The 16,926-nt window shown below is 39.8% G+C and carries 14 protein-coding genes; 10 read left to right on the forward strand and 4 right to left on the reverse strand.

Features of this window, described 5'->3' with window-relative positions:
* The first annotated feature begins 145 nt into the window (after window positions 1-145).
* The 4 genes from H5154_RS03715 to H5154_RS03730 are packed head-to-tail and all read left to right on the forward strand — an operon-like array spanning window position 146 to window position 5,969.
* Window positions 146-2,665: a circularly permuted type 2 ATP-grasp protein gene (locus H5154_RS03715; protein ID WP_182717434.1), complete on the forward strand. Its 2,520-nt coding sequence runs from the start codon at window positions 146-148 to the stop codon at window positions 2,663-2,665.
* A complete protein-coding gene (locus H5154_RS03720) occupies window positions 2,662-3,540 on the forward strand; it encodes a transglutaminase family protein (protein WP_145233166.1) in 879 nt (292 codons plus the stop codon). Before H5154_RS03715 ends, H5154_RS03720 begins: the two co-directional genes overlap by 4 nt.
* Before the next feature lie 43 nt (window positions 3,541-3,583).
* Window positions 3,584-5,038 carry a circularly permuted type 2 ATP-grasp protein gene (locus H5154_RS03725; RefSeq protein WP_182717435.1) on the forward strand — a complete coding sequence of 485 codons (1,455 nt, stop codon included), beginning with the start codon at window positions 3,584-3,586 and terminating at the stop codon, window positions 5,036-5,038.
* Window position 5,039: 1 nt separating this feature from the next.
* Window positions 5,040-5,969 carry an alpha-E domain-containing protein gene (locus tag H5154_RS03730; RefSeq protein WP_182717436.1) on the forward strand — a complete coding sequence of 310 codons (930 nt, stop codon included), beginning with the start codon at window positions 5,040-5,042 and terminating at the stop codon, window positions 5,967-5,969.
* An 82-nt stretch (window positions 5,970-6,051) separates the two neighbouring features.
* Here the strand turns inward: H5154_RS03730 and H5154_RS03735 are convergent, their stop codons facing one another.
* The 3 genes from H5154_RS03735 to H5154_RS03745 form a co-directional block, all read right to left on the reverse strand.
* A complete protein-coding gene (locus H5154_RS03735; RefSeq protein ID WP_182717437.1) occupies window positions 6,052-7,797 on the reverse strand; it encodes an AMP-binding protein in 1,746 nt (581 codons plus the stop codon).
* Window positions 7,798-7,998: 201 nt separating this feature from the next.
* The gene (locus H5154_RS03740; RefSeq protein ID WP_145233170.1) at window positions 7,999-8,445 is read right to left on the reverse strand and encodes a DUF3010 family protein; all 447 of its coding nucleotides are present in this window, start codon (window positions 8,443-8,445) and stop codon (window positions 7,999-8,001) included.
* Window positions 8,446-8,511: 66 nt separating this feature from the next.
* Window positions 8,512-9,525 carry an endonuclease/exonuclease/phosphatase family protein gene (locus H5154_RS03745; RefSeq protein WP_182717438.1) on the reverse strand — a complete coding sequence of 338 codons (1,014 nt, stop codon included), beginning with the start codon at window positions 9,523-9,525 and terminating at the stop codon, window positions 8,512-8,514.
* 258 nt (window positions 9,526-9,783) lie between these two features.
* Here H5154_RS03745 and thrS point away from each other — a divergent pair, with 258 nt between their 5' ends.
* The 6 genes from thrS (at window position 9,784) to H5154_RS03775 (ending at window position 15,172) form a co-directional block, all read left to right on the forward strand.
* On the forward strand, window positions 9,784-11,694 hold the full coding sequence (thrS, locus tag H5154_RS03750) for a threonine--tRNA ligase (RefSeq protein ID WP_145233174.1): 1,911 nt from the start codon (window positions 9,784-9,786) through the stop codon (window positions 11,692-11,694).
* Window positions 11,695-11,753: 59 nt separating this feature from the next.
* Window positions 11,754-12,317, forward strand: a complete 564-nt coding sequence (infC, locus tag H5154_RS03755) for a translation initiation factor IF-3 (RefSeq protein ID WP_145233176.1) — start codon at window positions 11,754-11,756, stop codon at window positions 12,315-12,317.
* A gap of 208 nt (window positions 12,318-12,525) precedes the next feature.
* Window positions 12,526-12,726 (forward strand): 50S ribosomal protein L35, encoded by a 201-nt coding sequence (gene rpmI, locus H5154_RS03760; RefSeq protein WP_004587840.1) that lies wholly within the window; start codon window positions 12,526-12,528, stop codon window positions 12,724-12,726.
* A gap of 15 nt (window positions 12,727-12,741) precedes the next feature.
* Complete coding sequence (gene rplT, locus H5154_RS03765) at window positions 12,742-13,104, forward strand: 50S ribosomal protein L20 (protein WP_008110477.1); 363 nt, start codon at window positions 12,742-12,744, stop codon at window positions 13,102-13,104.
* Between the two features lie 173 nt (window positions 13,105-13,277).
* The gene (locus H5154_RS03770; protein ID WP_149982502.1) at window positions 13,278-14,351 is read left to right on the forward strand and encodes a sensor histidine kinase; all 1,074 of its coding nucleotides are present in this window, start codon (window positions 13,278-13,280) and stop codon (window positions 14,349-14,351) included.
* The gene (locus tag H5154_RS03775) at window positions 14,348-15,172 is read left to right on the forward strand and encodes a LytTR family DNA-binding domain-containing protein (RefSeq protein WP_149982501.1); all 825 of its coding nucleotides are present in this window, start codon (window positions 14,348-14,350) and stop codon (window positions 15,170-15,172) included. Before H5154_RS03770 ends, H5154_RS03775 begins: the two co-directional genes overlap by 4 nt.
* A 104-nt stretch (window positions 15,173-15,276) precedes the next feature.
* Here the strand turns inward: H5154_RS03775 and pyk are convergent, their stop codons facing one another.
* Window positions 15,277-16,713 (reverse strand): pyruvate kinase, encoded by a 1,437-nt coding sequence (gene pyk / locus H5154_RS03780; RefSeq protein WP_182717439.1) that lies wholly within the window; start codon window positions 16,711-16,713, stop codon window positions 15,277-15,279.
* Between the last annotated feature and the right edge of the window lie 213 nt (window positions 16,714-16,926).

Raw genomic sequence — 16,926 nt, forward strand, 5'->3', positions numbered from 1 at the left:
TCATATTTTTGGGTTGTTAATTGTATGACTCCACTTTGACATTACGCAAAGTAGAGTCATTATTTAACAGACGCTTTTGTTAATACAATTACCAACAAATTGAACTAGAATGATAGTTTACTTTTTATAGCGGAGCGCTTTTAGCTTGTACATTAATAATAATACGATGCCAGAGCTTCCTAATTGGTTGTCTTTATACCTTGATAAACGCCACGGTCATGATGAATTGGCGGATCACAGTGGCTTAAACCCTGAGCATTGGGATACTTTATTTAATCGTTTAGCAAGTTTAACCGCTGAAGATGTAAGTAGTCGTGCCATTGAAATTACGCAACTTTTGCAAAATGGCAATATTAAAAGTGAGAGTAATCAACAGTGGCACTTCGATCCACTGCCTTTTATGTTTTCTCGAGCAGATTGGAATACGTTAGAGCAAGGCATAAAACAGCGAACTTTATTACTTAATAAGATCCAACAAGATGTTTATTCTGAGCAAAAGCTACTTTTGAGTGGGCAAATATCACCGCAGCAGCTGTACCAAGATAGTCATTACTTACGTGAAGGATTTAGCTTACCAAGTGATGAGCTAAAACTGTTTTTTACAGCGGTTGATGTGTATCGCGCACCATCGGGTGAATTTAAAGTCTTAGCTGATCATTGCCAATGTCCGTTAGGTCTAGGGCTATTGCTTAAAAACCGCATTATAGCTAGGCGCGTTATGGCTGAAGAGTTTGCTGAATGCAACGTGCAACAAATTAAAGAGTTTTTAAATTTGTTTCAAGAAGGCATTAACGAGTTTATTCATTATATGGATGATCCTCGTATTGTTATTTTAACTCAAGGGATCGATGATCCAAATTATAACGAGCATGCGTTTCTATCTACTTACTTTGGCTATACTTTAGTGCAAAGCGCTGATTTAACAGTGCGTAATGGCGAAGTGTGTTTAAAGTCATTACAAGGGTTGGGGAAAATCAATGTGATTTTACGTTGGATCCCAGATCAAAGTATCGATTCACTTGAACAAACACAATACTCGTTACATGGTATTCCAGGCTTATTACAAGCTGTACGTGAGGGCTCAGTAAAAGTATTAAATCCTTTTGGTAGCGGGGTACTCTCATCACCAGCAATACAATGTAATTTAGCCCAGCTATCAGAGCAACTTTTACAACAACCATTATTACTAGATTGCCCTAAGTACCACAGCATTGAAGATGTTAAATCATCGGATTGGTCACAGTTAGTGTTTGGTAGTTATAAAGATCCTAAACTAACACTTGATGGCCATTTAGACGCGGATAAAATTAAACAACTTATAACTAAGCAACCTAGCGATTATTATTTTCAAGATAAACCCGCATTTAGTAGCGCACCATTTTGGGATGACGGTAAGTTAATTGCAAAACCTGTGGTATTTAGGTGTTATGTATTAACCACAGAAAATGGCATCGAAGTGCTGCCATCGGCACTGTGTTTCTCTTATCAAAATAGTGCTAACGCTAAGGGCGCTGGTTGGCTCAAAGATACTTGGATAAATACCAGTAAAGATATTGATTTAACTGAGCAAAGTGTACCAACACCAATTAAAAAAAGAATGGATGTAAGCTTACTTGAAGGGGTTATATCAAGTCGTACTGCAGAACATTTATTTTGGCTCGGTCGTTATTTAGAGCGCTGTGAAAATACCATAAGAATATTACGTATCTTTATTGATCGTTACACTGAGTTGGCTATTTATCCAGATTTAATACGCCGCAGTACTGTTGCTCGTTTGTTGGCTGCTATCAGCGCTCAGCATATTGTCTACCCTTATGTAGAGCAAGCTATCAAGCTTGAAGAATTTGATAGCGCAGTGTCTAAGCAAACAGCGTTTGCTTTACTCGCTGATGAGCTACGCGCGGGTAGTATAATAAATACGTTACATTATTTAGCGAATGCATCAGTACAGATCCAAGAATTATTGTCCCATGATAGTCGTCGTATTATTGATGAAATCAATGAACAAGTTAAAGTGCTAAAGCATATCAATATCAATATTTCATCACGTGCGATGCAAAGTATTTTAGATAAAGTGATTGGTTTGATCATGGCCTTTAATGGCTCGTTAGTGGATTGTATGCCAAACAGCAATGGCTGGTTTTTACTTGAGATGGGTCGCAGGATTGAGCGCAGCTTACAAATCACCTCATTAACAGGGGCTTTATTAACGCAAGAACTCGAGCAAGCTGAAGAGCTTGGTTTACTCGAAGCGGTTTTGAGTAGTCAAGTTAGCTTAGTGACCCATAAACGTCGCTATAGAATGTATCAAAGTATAGGTACTGGGCTTGAGCTATTATTACTTGATGCAGAATACCCTCGCTCATTACTTTTTCAGTTAGAGCAAATAAACCAGTTATGCAAGCATTTACCGACTAAACGCAGACAGGGAGTGATAGCAGCACATGAAAAAGCAATTTTACTTTCTAAAACGAGTTGCTATGTCACAGAAAAAGACTACCTGCAAAGGACGGACGCTGGAGTTCGTAAACAGTTAATCGAGTTTAACCATAATATTCGCCTGAACTTAAATACCTTTTGTGATGTATTATTATTGCAGTATTTTTCTCATACACAAACGGCGAATAAATTGAATTGGACTAATATTGAGCAAGCTCAATCGTGAAATATAAAATAAAGCATTCCACAACTTACAGTTATGCCGATTTTGTTAGCTTGTGTCAAAACCAAGCACGGTTAACACCAAAAACAAATCGTGCCCAGATATGCCACAGTAGTCGCATAGATATTGAGCCGCCGGCAAATTATCTACAAGAATTTACGGATTATTTTGATAATAAAGTGACCGCGTTTGAAATAGCCACTCAGCATAAAAAACTGAAAGTGACTATGACCAGTGAAGTGGAACTTTTATTAAGTGCAAATATTAACCTCGTCGACACTGATATGCCTTGGCAAGAGGCTCGCGATATCGTCGCAAAGCCAAATACATATCAGCTGTTAAAAACATCGGAGTTTATTTTGCCATCTCAATATACTCCTTTTGTACAGGGTATAAAGGAATACGCTTTAACGTCGTTTTTAGCTGATATTAGCTTGATTTGCGGCTGTAAAGATCTCATGGCACGGATTTTTCATGAGTTTCAGTATGATCCCGGTTTTACTACGATTAGTACGCCTTTGAGTGTTGTTTTTGCACAAAAAAGGGGCGTTTGCCAAGATTTTGCACATTTTGCGATAGCGTGCTTACGCAGTATTGGTTTAGCAGCACGTTATGTTAGCGGGTATATAGAAACAATGCCTCCCGAGGGGGAAGAAAAGTTAGCTGGTGCAGATGCGACCCATGCATGGTTTTCTGTGTTTGTGCCAAGGTTTGGTTGGGTAGACTTTGATCCAACAAACAATGTTATGCCTAATGAGCAGCATATAACACTTGCTGTTGGCCGTGATTTTTCTGATGTCACTCCTTTGAAAGGCGTTGTTTTTGGTGGCGGTACACAATTGCTTGATGTAGCGGTTGATATGATTCGATTGGAGTGATTAAAACAACTCAATATTAATAATGGATAAGGCGGAAGGATGTATGAAAATTGACTGGAAAGCATATCAAACAAATGGCTTTTTTGATGAATTAATAGACGCACAAGGAAATATTCGAACGCATGGTAAACAGTTAGCACAGTTTTTTTCTAGCTTATCAAAAGAAGAATTAGTTAAAGCCAGAGCTGTTGCCGATCTAGCCATAAAAGAAATGGGCATTACTTTTACAGTTTATAATGAAGGCAATATGATCGATAGAGCGTGGCCGTTTGACATTATTCCGCGCACTATTGGTAAAAAAGAATGGCAAACTGTTGAGGTAGGTTTAAAACAGCGTGTTGAAGCGTTGAATCTGTTTATAAATGATTTATACCATGATCAAAAAATAATAAAAGACGGTATTTTTCCAAAAGGCTTACTCGAAAAATCAGTTAACTTTCGCTCTCAATGTGTTGGAATTACTCCGCCAAATAATATATGGGCGCATATCTGCGGCTCCGATTTAGTGCGCGATGGAAATGGCACTATGTTTGTACTCGAAGATAACTTACGCGTGCCGTCTGGGGTGTCTTATATGCTTGAGAACCGCTCAGTGATGAAACGTGTTTTCCCTGAGTTATTCGAACAAGTGTCGATTTTACCAGTTGATGATTATCCTTCACAACTGTTTGATATGTTGGCAGCAATGTCACCTCGTCCAGACGATAAGCCTGAAGTAGTGGTATTAACACCCGGTGTATTTAACTCCGCCTATTTTGAACATTGTTACCTTGCTCAAGAGATGGGCTGTGAATTAGTAGAGGGGCGTGATTTAGTAGTCGAAAAAGACGACTGTGTCTATATGCGCACAATTACAGGCTTGCAACGCGTTGATGTAATTTATCGACGCATCGACGATTTATTCTTAGATCCCGACGCTTTTTTACCTGAATCACAATTAGGTGTACCCGGTTTAATGCGAGCATGGTCGAAAGGTAATGTGGCGTTAGTCAATGCACCCGGTGCAGGGGTTGCGGATGATAAGGTGGTTTATGCCTATGTACCTGACATCATAAAATATTACTTGGATGAAGAACCCAAGATCGAAAATGTGCCAACCTATAAGTGTTTAGATCCTAAAGAATGTGATTATGTTATTAAAAATATCGATAAACTAGTTGTCAAACCTGCAAACGAGTCGGGTGGCTATGGTTTATTGATTGGTCCTAAATCGACTAAAAAAGAGCAACAAGCAACCATTGCACAAATAAAAGCCGATCCACGGAATTGGGTAGCGCAACCAACTCTTGATTTGTCTACGGTTCCGACCCTTGACGGCACAGAGCCTGATGGACGTCACGTTGACTTGAGACCGTTTATATTATCGTCAGGTAAAGACACACAGATCACTACTGGTGGCCTTACTCGTGTTGCGATGGTGAAAGGTTCATTAGTGGTAAATTCATCTCAAGGCGGTGGTAGTAAAGATACCTGGATTGTTGACGAAGAGGCTAAATAATATGTTATCAAGAGTAGGTGAAACTTTATATTGGGTAGCTCGTTACGTTGAACGTGCAGAAAATGTTGCACGGTTAATTAATGTCAACAACATGCTGATGTTGGATTTACCTAAAGGCGTATGTACAGGCTGGGAGCCATTAATAGATATTATTGGCGCGCGTCAGGCGTATGAAGATAAACACGCTGATTACACAGAGCAAAAAGCGCTGCGTTATTTACTTGTAGGTAGTGATAATGGCTCGTCTATTTTAAATTCTATTATCTATGCAAGAGAGAGCGCTCGGACGATCCGAGACGTAATGCCTCGCGATGTATGGGAAGAAATTAACTCCCTTTATTACTATGTAAAAGATAATCAAAAAGAAGGGCTTGCTAAGCGTGGCCGATTTGCTTATCTAAAGAAAATCATCGAATCAGCCCATCAAATATTTGGTGCTTTAGATGCGACTATTAACCATGATCATGGTTTTACGTTTATCCGCTTTGGGTCGTTAATAGAACGTGCTGATATGACGTCACGAATATTAGACATTCGTTCAGAGACGTTGATCACCAGCGATGAAGCAAAACCTTATGAAAATATTCAGTGGATCAGCTTATTGCGCTCGCTTAGTGCTTATCAAATGTATCGACAAGAGATGAGCGTACGGGTGCAACGTGCTGATGTATTAGAATTCGTGATGCACAGTGAAGTATTTCCACGGTCAATTTTGTTTTGCTTAATAGAGCTGAAAACGCTGATTTCACCTTTGCCAAATTCTACAGAGATTATAAATTTAATAGATGCAGTGGTAAAACAATTGAAAGCTAAAGATGTAAGAGCGCTTAAAAATGGCCACTTACACAATTATATGGATCAAATTCAAATTGAATTAGCGGGCATTCATAATGCATTAGCGCAAACGTATTTTTTAAAACCGCCAGAATAGGTCTGTTAAGCTATTAATCTTATAATACGCCCAAGGTTTTAAATTACATTGGGCGTTATTAACTAACGTGAGCTTTGGCTAATTATGAAAACGCGTTGTCTTTTAATTGTGCTTGCATTTGTTCGCGCATTTTAAATTTTTGCAGTTTTCCGGTAACCGTCATAGGGTAACTTTCAACAAATTGAATGTGTTTTGGTATTTTAAAATAAGCTAATTTATCTTTTAAGAAGCTGCGAATTTCTTGCTCTGTTAACACGGCATCATCTTTAGGCTGCACCCAAGCACATACTTCTTCGCCGTACTTGTCGTCACTGATGCCAAAAATAGCAGCATCTTGCACGCCAGGGTAAGTGTAAAGTACTTCTTCAATTTCGCGCGGGTAGATATTTTCGCCACCACGAATGATCATATCTTTAATTCTGCCCACTATTGCAACAAAACCTTCCGCATCCATTACACCTAAATCACCAGAGTGTAGCCAGCCTTCTTTATCGATAGTTGCGGCGGTTTTTTCTTCATCATTCCAATAGCAACGCATAATACCCGCACCACGGCTGCATACTTCGCCAGCAAGCCCTATTTTTTGTATATTACCCACTTCGTCAATAATTTTTACTTCTGTATGCGCCAGCGCGCGGCCGACGGTAGTAACTTGTTTTTCAATGGATGAGTCAATCTCCGTGGCATTATTAATGGGACTACATTCCGTTTGACCGTAACCGATAACAACTTCATTCATATGCATCAGCGATTGTACTTTACGCATTACTTGCTCAGGACACGTCGAGCCTGCCATGATACCCGTACGTAAACTGGATAAGTCAAAACGAGCAAAATCTTTTAGTTCCAGTTCAGCAATAAACATAGTCGGTACGCCATGCAGTGCAGTACAGCGTTCTTTTTCAACCACCTCAAGCGTGATTGTTGGATCAAAAGAATCTCCCGGAAATACTGCCGTAGCTCCTTTACTTATACATACTAAATTACCTAATACCATTCCAAAACAGTGATATAACGGCACTGGAATACACAGCTTATCATCTGCAGTTAAGCGCATTGCATTAGCCATAAGAAAACCATTATTTAAAATGTTTTTATGGGAGAGCGTAGCGCCTTTAGGATTGCCTGTTGTGCCGGAGGTAAACTGAATGTTGATATCTTGATCTGGTTGCAAAGTTGCACCAATGGCGTTGAGCTCAACGCGGTGGGCGGCCGTTGGCATTGTCATAACTTGACTAAAACTAAACATGCCTGCGGCAGGCTCATCACCAATGCGAATAATATTTTTTAAATAGGGGAGGTTTTTTGCCTGCAGTTGCCCAGCTTTTGCAGCGGCAAGTTCGGGCAGTAATTCATTAAGCATGCCTAGGTAATTACTGGCTTTGAAACTTGAAGCGGTTATAAGAGTTGAACACTCGACTGAATTTAGTGCAAATTGTAGTTCGTTTGGACGATACGCTGGGTTAATACAGACCATGATTGCGCCAATTTTGGCGGTCGCAAATTGGGTTAAGCACCACTCAAGGTTGTTTGGTGACCAGATACCAACACGATCACCTGGTTTTACACCTAAAGCCAGTAACCCCATTGCCAGCTGGTTGATCTGCTGCTGATATTCTTTATAGCTTAAACGAATGTTTTGATGATGCAGTACTATTGCAGGGTGGTCTGGGTTATTGTCGACAATGGAGTCGAAGTAATCACCTATGGTTTTATTGATCAATGCTGGGCTTTGTGCTCCTTTATAGTAGCTATGCTCTAAGCCTGCTGCATCTTTGACTGTTTTATTCGCATCGGTTGCAGTTGTATTATTGTTACTTATTTGCATGTACGGTCTCCGTGTCAATGTTGTGAGAGTCTACTTAGTTAGAAAAACACAGATTGTCGACAAATGAAAGCGCTATACGACCAATGTAGTAATAAAAATGATAAATATTAGGCAATAAAAAACGCTAGCTGTAGCTACAACAAAAACATTGCAGTACACACTAGCGTAGTATCTGATTATAAATTGAACTTTAATTGAAAATTAAAGTTCTTCGCTGCGGTAGGTTTTTTTCATTAAATGTACATATGCATTTACAAACGCATTTTCTTGGTACTTTTTAAGCCCCGTTTCAGCGAAATCAATAGGAATAGGATTACGTTTTAATTGCTCTTTGATCTCGGTTGTGCTGAATAAATAAACACTCAGCTCAGGGATCAATTGAATTGCAGTTTCCATTTTGAAACCGTTCGCACTACCGGCAAATTTACCTTTAGGCGCACGTTGACGAATAGCAACTGAGTCAATTTGATAGTCCTGCATAAGTTTCGCAAAATCAAATTGGAATTTACGCATTACTTCAGTGTCATTACCATTACCTAAGGTAAAGCGAGTTTGGCGAATATCTCGTATATCAAATACATCGTTATCTTTTGTTAAAATACACAGTAGTACGTCACTACCGGTAATTTCTACACCGCATGTTCTCATTGTCATTCTCTAAATAACTAATTTGGGCAGCATTATATCAATTAAACGCCTTAAAAACAGTGCATTTTAAAAACCGATTTCAATCCCAATGCCGCTGTGGTCGCTTACGCAGATATCTTCATCAATTTGGTTTGGATTTAAGTGTTTATCAAAGCTTAGATAGTGCAACGATTTTATCCGCGATAATGCACAATCAGTATTAAAGTGTCCTGAGGTCAAAATATAATCAAGCACATTGCCACGACCTTGATAGTAATGTGTTGCTGGTTTTACTTTACCATTTGCTGATTCACTGCTTAATGCAAACGAATCAGTTAATCCTACAATGGGTTGTTCAAGCTCTAAACAGGGCTCGCAACGAGTAGGGTGAAATCCTTGGGTCATGAATGACAGCGCAGGGCTGTCAATATTGTCGTTAAAATCCCCCATTACTAATGTTGCACAGTTTTTTTCACGCTGGGTTTTTAGCGCATCATAATAAACAATCGAAGCTTCCAGTGAGCGTGATATTTGCGATTGCATCATGCCAACGGTTTGTTGTAATAGATTTAATAAGGGATCGTCTTGATTATGAATGTTTAAAATATGCGCCATTGAATGCACCCGTTGTGATTTAAAGTGCACCACATAGCAGGTTAAATCACCAAATTCAGGTACATCAAAACTGCATTTAATAGGTGTGCGATTAAATTTAAATTCATTTTGATTATTTAAGTACTCAAGTAGTTCTGGGCAAGGGGTGAGTTCGTGACACGCTTGAAAAGGGATTTTCGCGGCAATCGCCACCACAGGGTTAAATAACACCTGTGGATAGAGATGATCACTGCGTGGACTGGCAACAGTAGCAAAATAGTCATAGCCTTGCTCTTTACACAAAATAGCCAATTCTTTGGGGCTAAACACCTCTTGGAAAGCAACAACCGTTGCTTGACTTTGCTGTAGAAAGTCAGTGATAAATTGCTGTTTTTGCCGCCATTGCGTTGCGTTGTAACGTTCATGTAATTGATAAAAAGAATAAGGTGGCGCCGTAAAATTAAGTAAATTTAAAGTGGCAAAACGGATACGATTAGACGTCGTCATTAGGTTATCCAACAGCTGAAATTAAATTAAGTATGAAATGCGAGGGTTATTTGTCAATTTGTCTGGCTAAATACTTGTATTTAGTGGCTCCAAACGCGACAATAACTGCTTGTGTTTGCTAAGACTCAACAAATACATTAACCAAATACGGTTAAAATTAACAATGCTTATTCGTAAAAGCGTTGTCGAGTTATTCATTTTAATTTAATAAATACATGTGATGCATTGTAGGCGTCACCACTGTAGTAAGGACTTATAATGCCAGTTATTACTCTTCCTGACGGCAGTCAGCGTAGTTTTGAAAACCCTGTAAGTACACTTGATGTAGCCAATGATATCGGCCCAGGCTTAGCAAAAGCCACTATCGCTGGTCGTGTTAATGGCACTCGTGTTGATGCCTGTGATTTAATTTCTGACGATTCTCGCCTTGAAATCATCACCGCAAAAGATGATGACGGCTTAGAAATAATTCGTCACTCATGTGCTCACTTAATAGGACATGCAGTTAAGCAACTGTTTCCTGATGCAAAAATGGCAATTGGTCCAACGATTGATAATGGTTTTTACTATGATATCGATATGGAACATTCATTAAGTCAAGATGACTTAGAAGCTATTGAAAAGCGCATGTTGCAACTTGCTAAAACAAACTACGACGTGGTTAAGAAAACCGTAAGCTGGCAAGAAGCCCGTGATGCCTTTGCAGCGCGCGGTGAAATGTACAAAATTCAAATCCTTGACGAAAACATTGCTAAAGATGACCGTCCAGGATTATATCACCACGAAGAATACATCGATATGTGTCGTGGTCCACACGTACCGAACATGCGTTTTTGCCAACATTTCAAAATAATGAAAGTAGCCGGTGCCTACTGGCGTGGCGATTCAGATAATAAAATGTTGCAGCGTATTTATGGCACTGCATGGGGCGATAAAAAGCAACTTAAAGCCTACTTGCAACGTTTAGAAGAAGCCGAGAAACGTGATCACCGTCGTATTGGTAAAGCACTTGATTTATGGCATTGGCAAGAAGAAGCGCCAGGCATGGTGTTTTGGCACAACGATGGGTGGAGCATTTACCGTGAACTTGAAGAGTTTGTGCGTGAAAAGTTACGCGAGTACCAGTACGAAGAAGTAAAAGGTCCAATGATGATGGATCGTTCTTTATGGGAAAAATCAGGTCACTGGGAAAAGTATTCAGAAGCAATGTTTACCACTGAATCTGAAAAGCGTGAATACGCAATCAAACCAATGAACTGCCCAGGTCACGTACAGATCTTTAATCAAGGTTTAAAATCGTACCGTGATCTTCCACTGCGTATGGCTGAATTTGGTTGTTGTCATCGTAACGAGCCGTCAGGCGCACTTCATGGTCTAATGCGCGTACGTGGCTTTACTCAGGATGATGCCCATATCTTCTGTACTGAAGAGCAAATCATGGACGAAGTATCAGCGTGTATCCAAATGGTTTACGATACGTACGAAACATTCGGCTTTGAAAAAATTGTGGTTAAGCTGTCAACACGCCCTGAACAGCGTATTGGCGAAGATCATATGTGGGACAAAGCAGAGCTTGCATTAGCTGATGCACTGAAAGCAAATAACATCGAATTTGATTATTTACCGGGTGAAGGTGCTTTCTACGGTCCAAAAATTGAATTTACTTTGTACGATTGCTTAGACAGAGCGTGGCAGTGTGGTACAGTGCAACTAGATTTTGCATTACCAGGGCGTTTAGGGGCAACTTATGTTGCTGAAAACAACGAACGTCGTACACCTGTTATGATCCACCGTGCAATATTGGGCTCTATCGAGCGCTTTATCGGTATTCTTACAGAAGAGTACGCGGGTTTATTCCCGACTTGGCTTGCACCAAAGCAAGTAGTGATTATGAATATCACTGATAAACAAGCTGCTTATGTGCAGGAAATTGTACAAAAATTAAATAAACTTGGAATTAGAGCCGCTGCTGACTTGAGAAATGAGAAGATTGGCTTTAAAATCCGTGAACATACATTAAAACGTATCCCCTATTTACTTGTTGTTGGTGATAAAGAAGTTGAACAACAAGAAGTAGCAGTACGTACCCGCACAGGTGAAGACTTGGGCAAATTTAATGTTGATGAATTTGTCGCTAAAATTAGCGAAGAAATTAAAAATCGACTATAAAAACTCTGCGTGTAGGGCATACATTTAATTGCTAACTACACGCTTATTATTTGATATTCTTGGAGGAACGTACTATTAGAGGCGGCAAGAAAGGGCAACAAACAGCCCAAAAAAATCGTATTAACGAAGAAATTACAGCTCAAGAAGTTCGCTTAATTGACATTGAAGGCGAGCAAGCTGGAATTCAGTCATTAAAAGACGCGCAAACTATGGCTGATGCCGCTGGTGTTGATCTAGTAGAGATTAGCCCAAATGCTGAGCCGCCTGTTTGTAGAATCATGGACTACGGTAAGTTCATCTTTGAAAAAAGCAAAGAACTAAAAGAGCAGAAGAAGAAGCAAAAGCAAATCCAGATAAAAGAAATCAAATTCCGTCCTGGCACGGATGAAGGTGATTATCAGGTTAAGCTTCGCAACTTACGTAAGTTCTTAGAAGGTGGCGATAAAGCTAAGATTACCATCCGCTTCCGTGGTCGTGAAATGGCCCACCAAGAAATTGGTATAGAATTATTAAACCGTATCAAAGGCGATTTGGAAGAGCTTGCAGTTGTTGAGTCTTTCCCTAATCGTGTTGAAGGTCGCCAAATGGTTATGATGATGGCGCCTGTTGCTAAAAAGCAATAAACAAGCTAAGATACGCAGCGAATTTAGCTCAGGTCACCAAGTAATATGCAAATATTCACCTGTGCTAACCGGTAATAAAGTAAAACTGCAGCATTTATGTTGGGTTTTCACCGGAATATGGCAGTAAGTTAGGCCTAAAAGTGGAGCTATAGCAATATATCTCACGCCTGCTTACTAATTTTAAAGCAATACATTTGGAGTTATTGCAATGGCTTATAAGCTAAAAAGTCACAGAGGCGCGGCTAAGCGTTTCAAAAAGACTGCTTCTGGCGGTTTCAAGCGTAAACAAGCGCATCTTCGTCACATTCTGACTAAGAAAACTTCTAAGCGTAAGTTACACCTACGTCCTAAGATGATGGTTCATAAGAACGACCATGGTCTAGTTTCACGTATGTTACCATTCGCTTAATAGGGGTTTTTAGAAATGGCAAGAGTTAAACGCGGCGTTGTCGCACGTGCACGTCACAAAAAAGTTTTAAAACAAGCAAAAGGTTACTACGGAGCACGTTCACGTGTTTACCGCGTAGCTTTCCAGGCTGTTACTAAAGCGGGTCAATACGCTTACCGTGACCGTCGTGCGAAGAAACGTACTTTCCGTCAATTATGGATTGCACGTATCAATGCTGCTTCACGTCAAAATGGTCTGTCTTACAGCCGTTTTATCAATGGTCTTAAAAAGACATCTGTAGAAATCGATCGTAAGATCCTTGCAGATATCGCTGTTTATGACCAAGTTGCATTCGCAGCGCTTGTTGCAAAAGCTAAAGAAGGCCTAGCGGCAGCTTAAGCTTTTAAAATAAGTATTAAAAAGGAGCCTATGGCTCCTTTTTTTGTGGCTAAAATAAAGTTTTCACCAACAGTTATTTGCGGTAAGGCTCGTGAAAAGCGAGATAGTCGGTAGTGATCCCAACCGCGCTAACGCTATATAATAATTACAAATAAATGAGGTAATTAACTATTTTGAATTGGCAATCCTTAGTTGATAACCGTCAACGCTTTTTCTGGGTATTACAGATTGCGGGTTGGGTCGGTTATGCACTTGTTAACTACATTGGCTCTAAAGTCTTTGAGATGCGCGATATTTATGTATTTGTGATCGTACTCAATGCTTACGCCGGCTGTTTAATGACTGTGCCATTGCGTTATATGTATCGCAAAGCCTGGAATGCATCTCCTTGGGTTTTAATGTTAGTAGTGTTTGGCGCTTCGTACATTACAGGGACTTTATGGGCGGTAATACAAAAGTTCAATTTATGGGAAATTTATCGCCATGGCTATCGTCCTACAGAGTGGTTTTACTATCTACAACAAGGCTTAGATTCGGTTTATATTATTCTTTGTTGGAGTGGTTTGTACTTTGGCATTAAATATTATCAACTACTGCAAAGTGAGCGCCAAAAAGCTCTAAAAGCTACTACGATGGCGCATGAAGCACAACTGAAGATGCTACGTTATCAATTAAATCCTCATTTTTTGTTTAATACTCTTAATGCTATATCTACATTGATTTTGGTAAAAGAGAATAAAGATGCTAATTTAATGGTGTCGAAATTGAGCGACTTTTTACGTTATACACTCAATACCGATCCGATAAAGAAAGTCCCACTTGAACAAGAGTTGCATGCACTGATGCTTTATCTTGAAATAGAGCGAGTACGCTTTGATGAACGGTTGCAAGTGAATGTGCAAATCAGTGATGAAGCAAAAAATGCATTAGTGCCGAGTTTAATATTGCAACCGATCATCGAAAATGCGATTAAATATGCGATAGCTCATCTGATCGAAGGTGGGGTGATTGATATTAAAGCACAAGTTTTTGCTAATGAACTATTACTGGAAGTAGGCGATAATGGCCCTGGTACTGAATTACTTAATGGCCAATTAGTTAATTCACAAGGGGTAGGGGTGGCAAATACGAAAGACCGCCTGAAAACTTTGTATGAAAATAACTATTCGTTTGTGTTATCACATAATACGCCAAGTGGATTGAAAGTGAATCTGCGCGTTCCGTTTGAGAAGGCTGTGAAGAAATGAGCAAGATTAAGACCCTGATTGTCGATGATGAACCATTAGCCCGTAGAGGCTTAGCTGTAAGGCTAGAGGAGTTTGATGATATCGAAGTCATTAAATTATGTAGCTCTGGCCAAGAGGCAATCGATGCATGCCAAGCAGGGAAAATAGATTTAGTTTTTTTAGATATTCAAATGCCTGGAATGAATGGATTTGAGGTTGCCAGAGCACTCAGTGAAAGTGTCAGAGCGTTACCTGCTATTGTATTCGTAACCGCATTTGATCAGTTCGCAGTCAAAGCATTTGAGATCCATGCTTTAGATTATATCCTTAAACCAGTCGACGACAACAGACTAAAACAGGCGGTAGAAAAAGTGCATACCTACTTGAAGACGCAACAAGACAACGCCCATAAAAAGAAATTGGCGAGTTTTGTAGCTGGAATTACTGGTAATAATTGTGAAGAGATTTTGAAAAAACTGGCAACTGGCGATACATTAACAGATCGCCGTTACCCAGAATCTTTAGCGGTGAAAGAGCAGGGTGAAATAATCCGTGTACCTGTAGCGACAATTCAATGGGTTGATGCCGCTGGTGACTATATGTGTTTACATTGCCAAGATGGTCAAACGCATATTTTACGAAAAACTATGAAAGAACTAGAACAGGAACTTGATCCTCAGCTATTTGTACGTGTACACCGCAGTGCGATAGTAAATACTAAACAAATTAGCAAGCTTGTAACTCAGGTAAGTGGTGAGTATTTATTAGTGCTTGATAACGGCCAAGAATTAAAAGTAAGTCGTAGTTATCGCGATAAAGTAAAAGCTGCGTTAGCAAGTTAACTTAGAAACGAGCTCAATAGCTGTTATATAACGAAGTAAATTAAACCATGTGTTTTAAATAAAAAACGCGAGCCTTGGCTCGCGTTTTTTTATAACTGCGTTAATTAAGCAACAGTAACAATTTTCATCGTGTTGGTTGCGCCAACAGTTTCCATTGCATCACCGTGAGTGATAATAACGGTATCACCAGATTGTAATGAACCTGCCGCAACTAACGTGTTTAGGGCATCTTTTACCATGTTCTCTTTTTCACATTGTGTAGAGTCAAAGAATACTGGGTAAACACCACGATATAGGGCAGTTTGACCAAGTGTACTTGCATGACGAGACAATGAATAAATAGGTAAACCAGAGCTGATGCGTGACATCAATTTAGCTGTACTACCAGATTCAGTTAAAGTAATAATCGCTTTTACTGAATCTAAATGGTTTGCCGCATACATAGCTGACAATGCAATTGATTCTGCATTAGAAGAGAAACGGCTGTCTAAGCGATGTTTAGAAACGTGAGTTTCTTTTTGTGATTCTGCCCCTAAACAAACGCGCGCCATGGTTGCCACGGTTTCTTCTGGGTAATCGCCTGCCGCTGTTTCAGCTGAAAGCATTACCGCATCAGTGCCATCAAGGACTGCGTTGGCAACATCCATAACTTCTGCACGGGTAGGCATTGGGTTATCGATCATTGATTCCATCATTTGTGTTGCTGTGATCACGGTACGGTTAAGTGAGCGAGCACGACGGATAATGAGTTTTTGTTTACCCATTAAGGCAGCATCACCAATTTCAACACCTAAGTCACCACGAGCAACCATCACCGCATCTGAAGCAAGAATAATATCATCAACTGCTTCTACCGTTTCAACGGCTTCAGCACGCTCAATTTTAGCTAAAAGCTGTGCTTTAGAGCCTGCAGCTTCAGCTAGTGAACGCACATAACGCATATCGTCGCCACTGCGTGGGAACGATACTGCGATATAATCAACATCAATTTCTGCTGCAGTTAATAAATCTTCTTTATCTTTATCAGTGAAGGCTGGAGCAGTTAAACCACCACCTAAGCGGTTGATGCCTTTATTGTTAGATAACACACCACCAACAGTTACTGTGGTATGCACTAAATGACCTTCAACATTTACTACTGTTAATTGAATTAAACCATCGTTTAAAAGTAGTAAGTCACCAGGGGCAACATCTTGTGGTAATTCTTTATAATCAATACCAACGGCGTTGATATCGCCTAGGCCTTTTTCCATTTTTGCATCAAGAATAAATTTTGCACCAACAGATAGCGTTACTTTGCCATCTTTAAATGTCGACACACGAATTTTTGGGCCTTGTAGATCGGCTAAAATAGCAATGTGCTTGCCTAGTTTTTTGGCAATGTCACGCACAGCTTGGGCACGGTCTTTGTGATCTTGTGCAATGCCGTGTGAGAAATTCAAACGCACTACGTTTGCACCAGCACGGATTATTTTTTCTAAGTTGTTATCTCGATCGGTTGCAGGTCCAAGGGTCGCGACTATTTTTGTGCGTCTAAGCATCAAATTCTCCTGTAGGCTTACGATGTTGTAAGCAGGTTGACGGTTTTTCGTTATTTATAGGTGTTAGTTTAACTGACACGCATAATACAGTTTTTACTGACAGCAAATAGCGCGTTGACATCAAGGTAACGTGTAAAGCTGTCATTATTTTATACAAAAAAATTATGACCACATTATGACACCGGTGTCAGGTCTCGTCAATGCTCGACTCAG

The sequence above is a fragment of the Pseudoalteromonas sp. SR44-5 genome (genome assembly GCF_014163675.1).
GTDB classification, from domain to species: domain Bacteria; phylum Pseudomonadota; class Gammaproteobacteria; order Enterobacterales; family Alteromonadaceae; genus Pseudoalteromonas; species Pseudoalteromonas rhizosphaerae.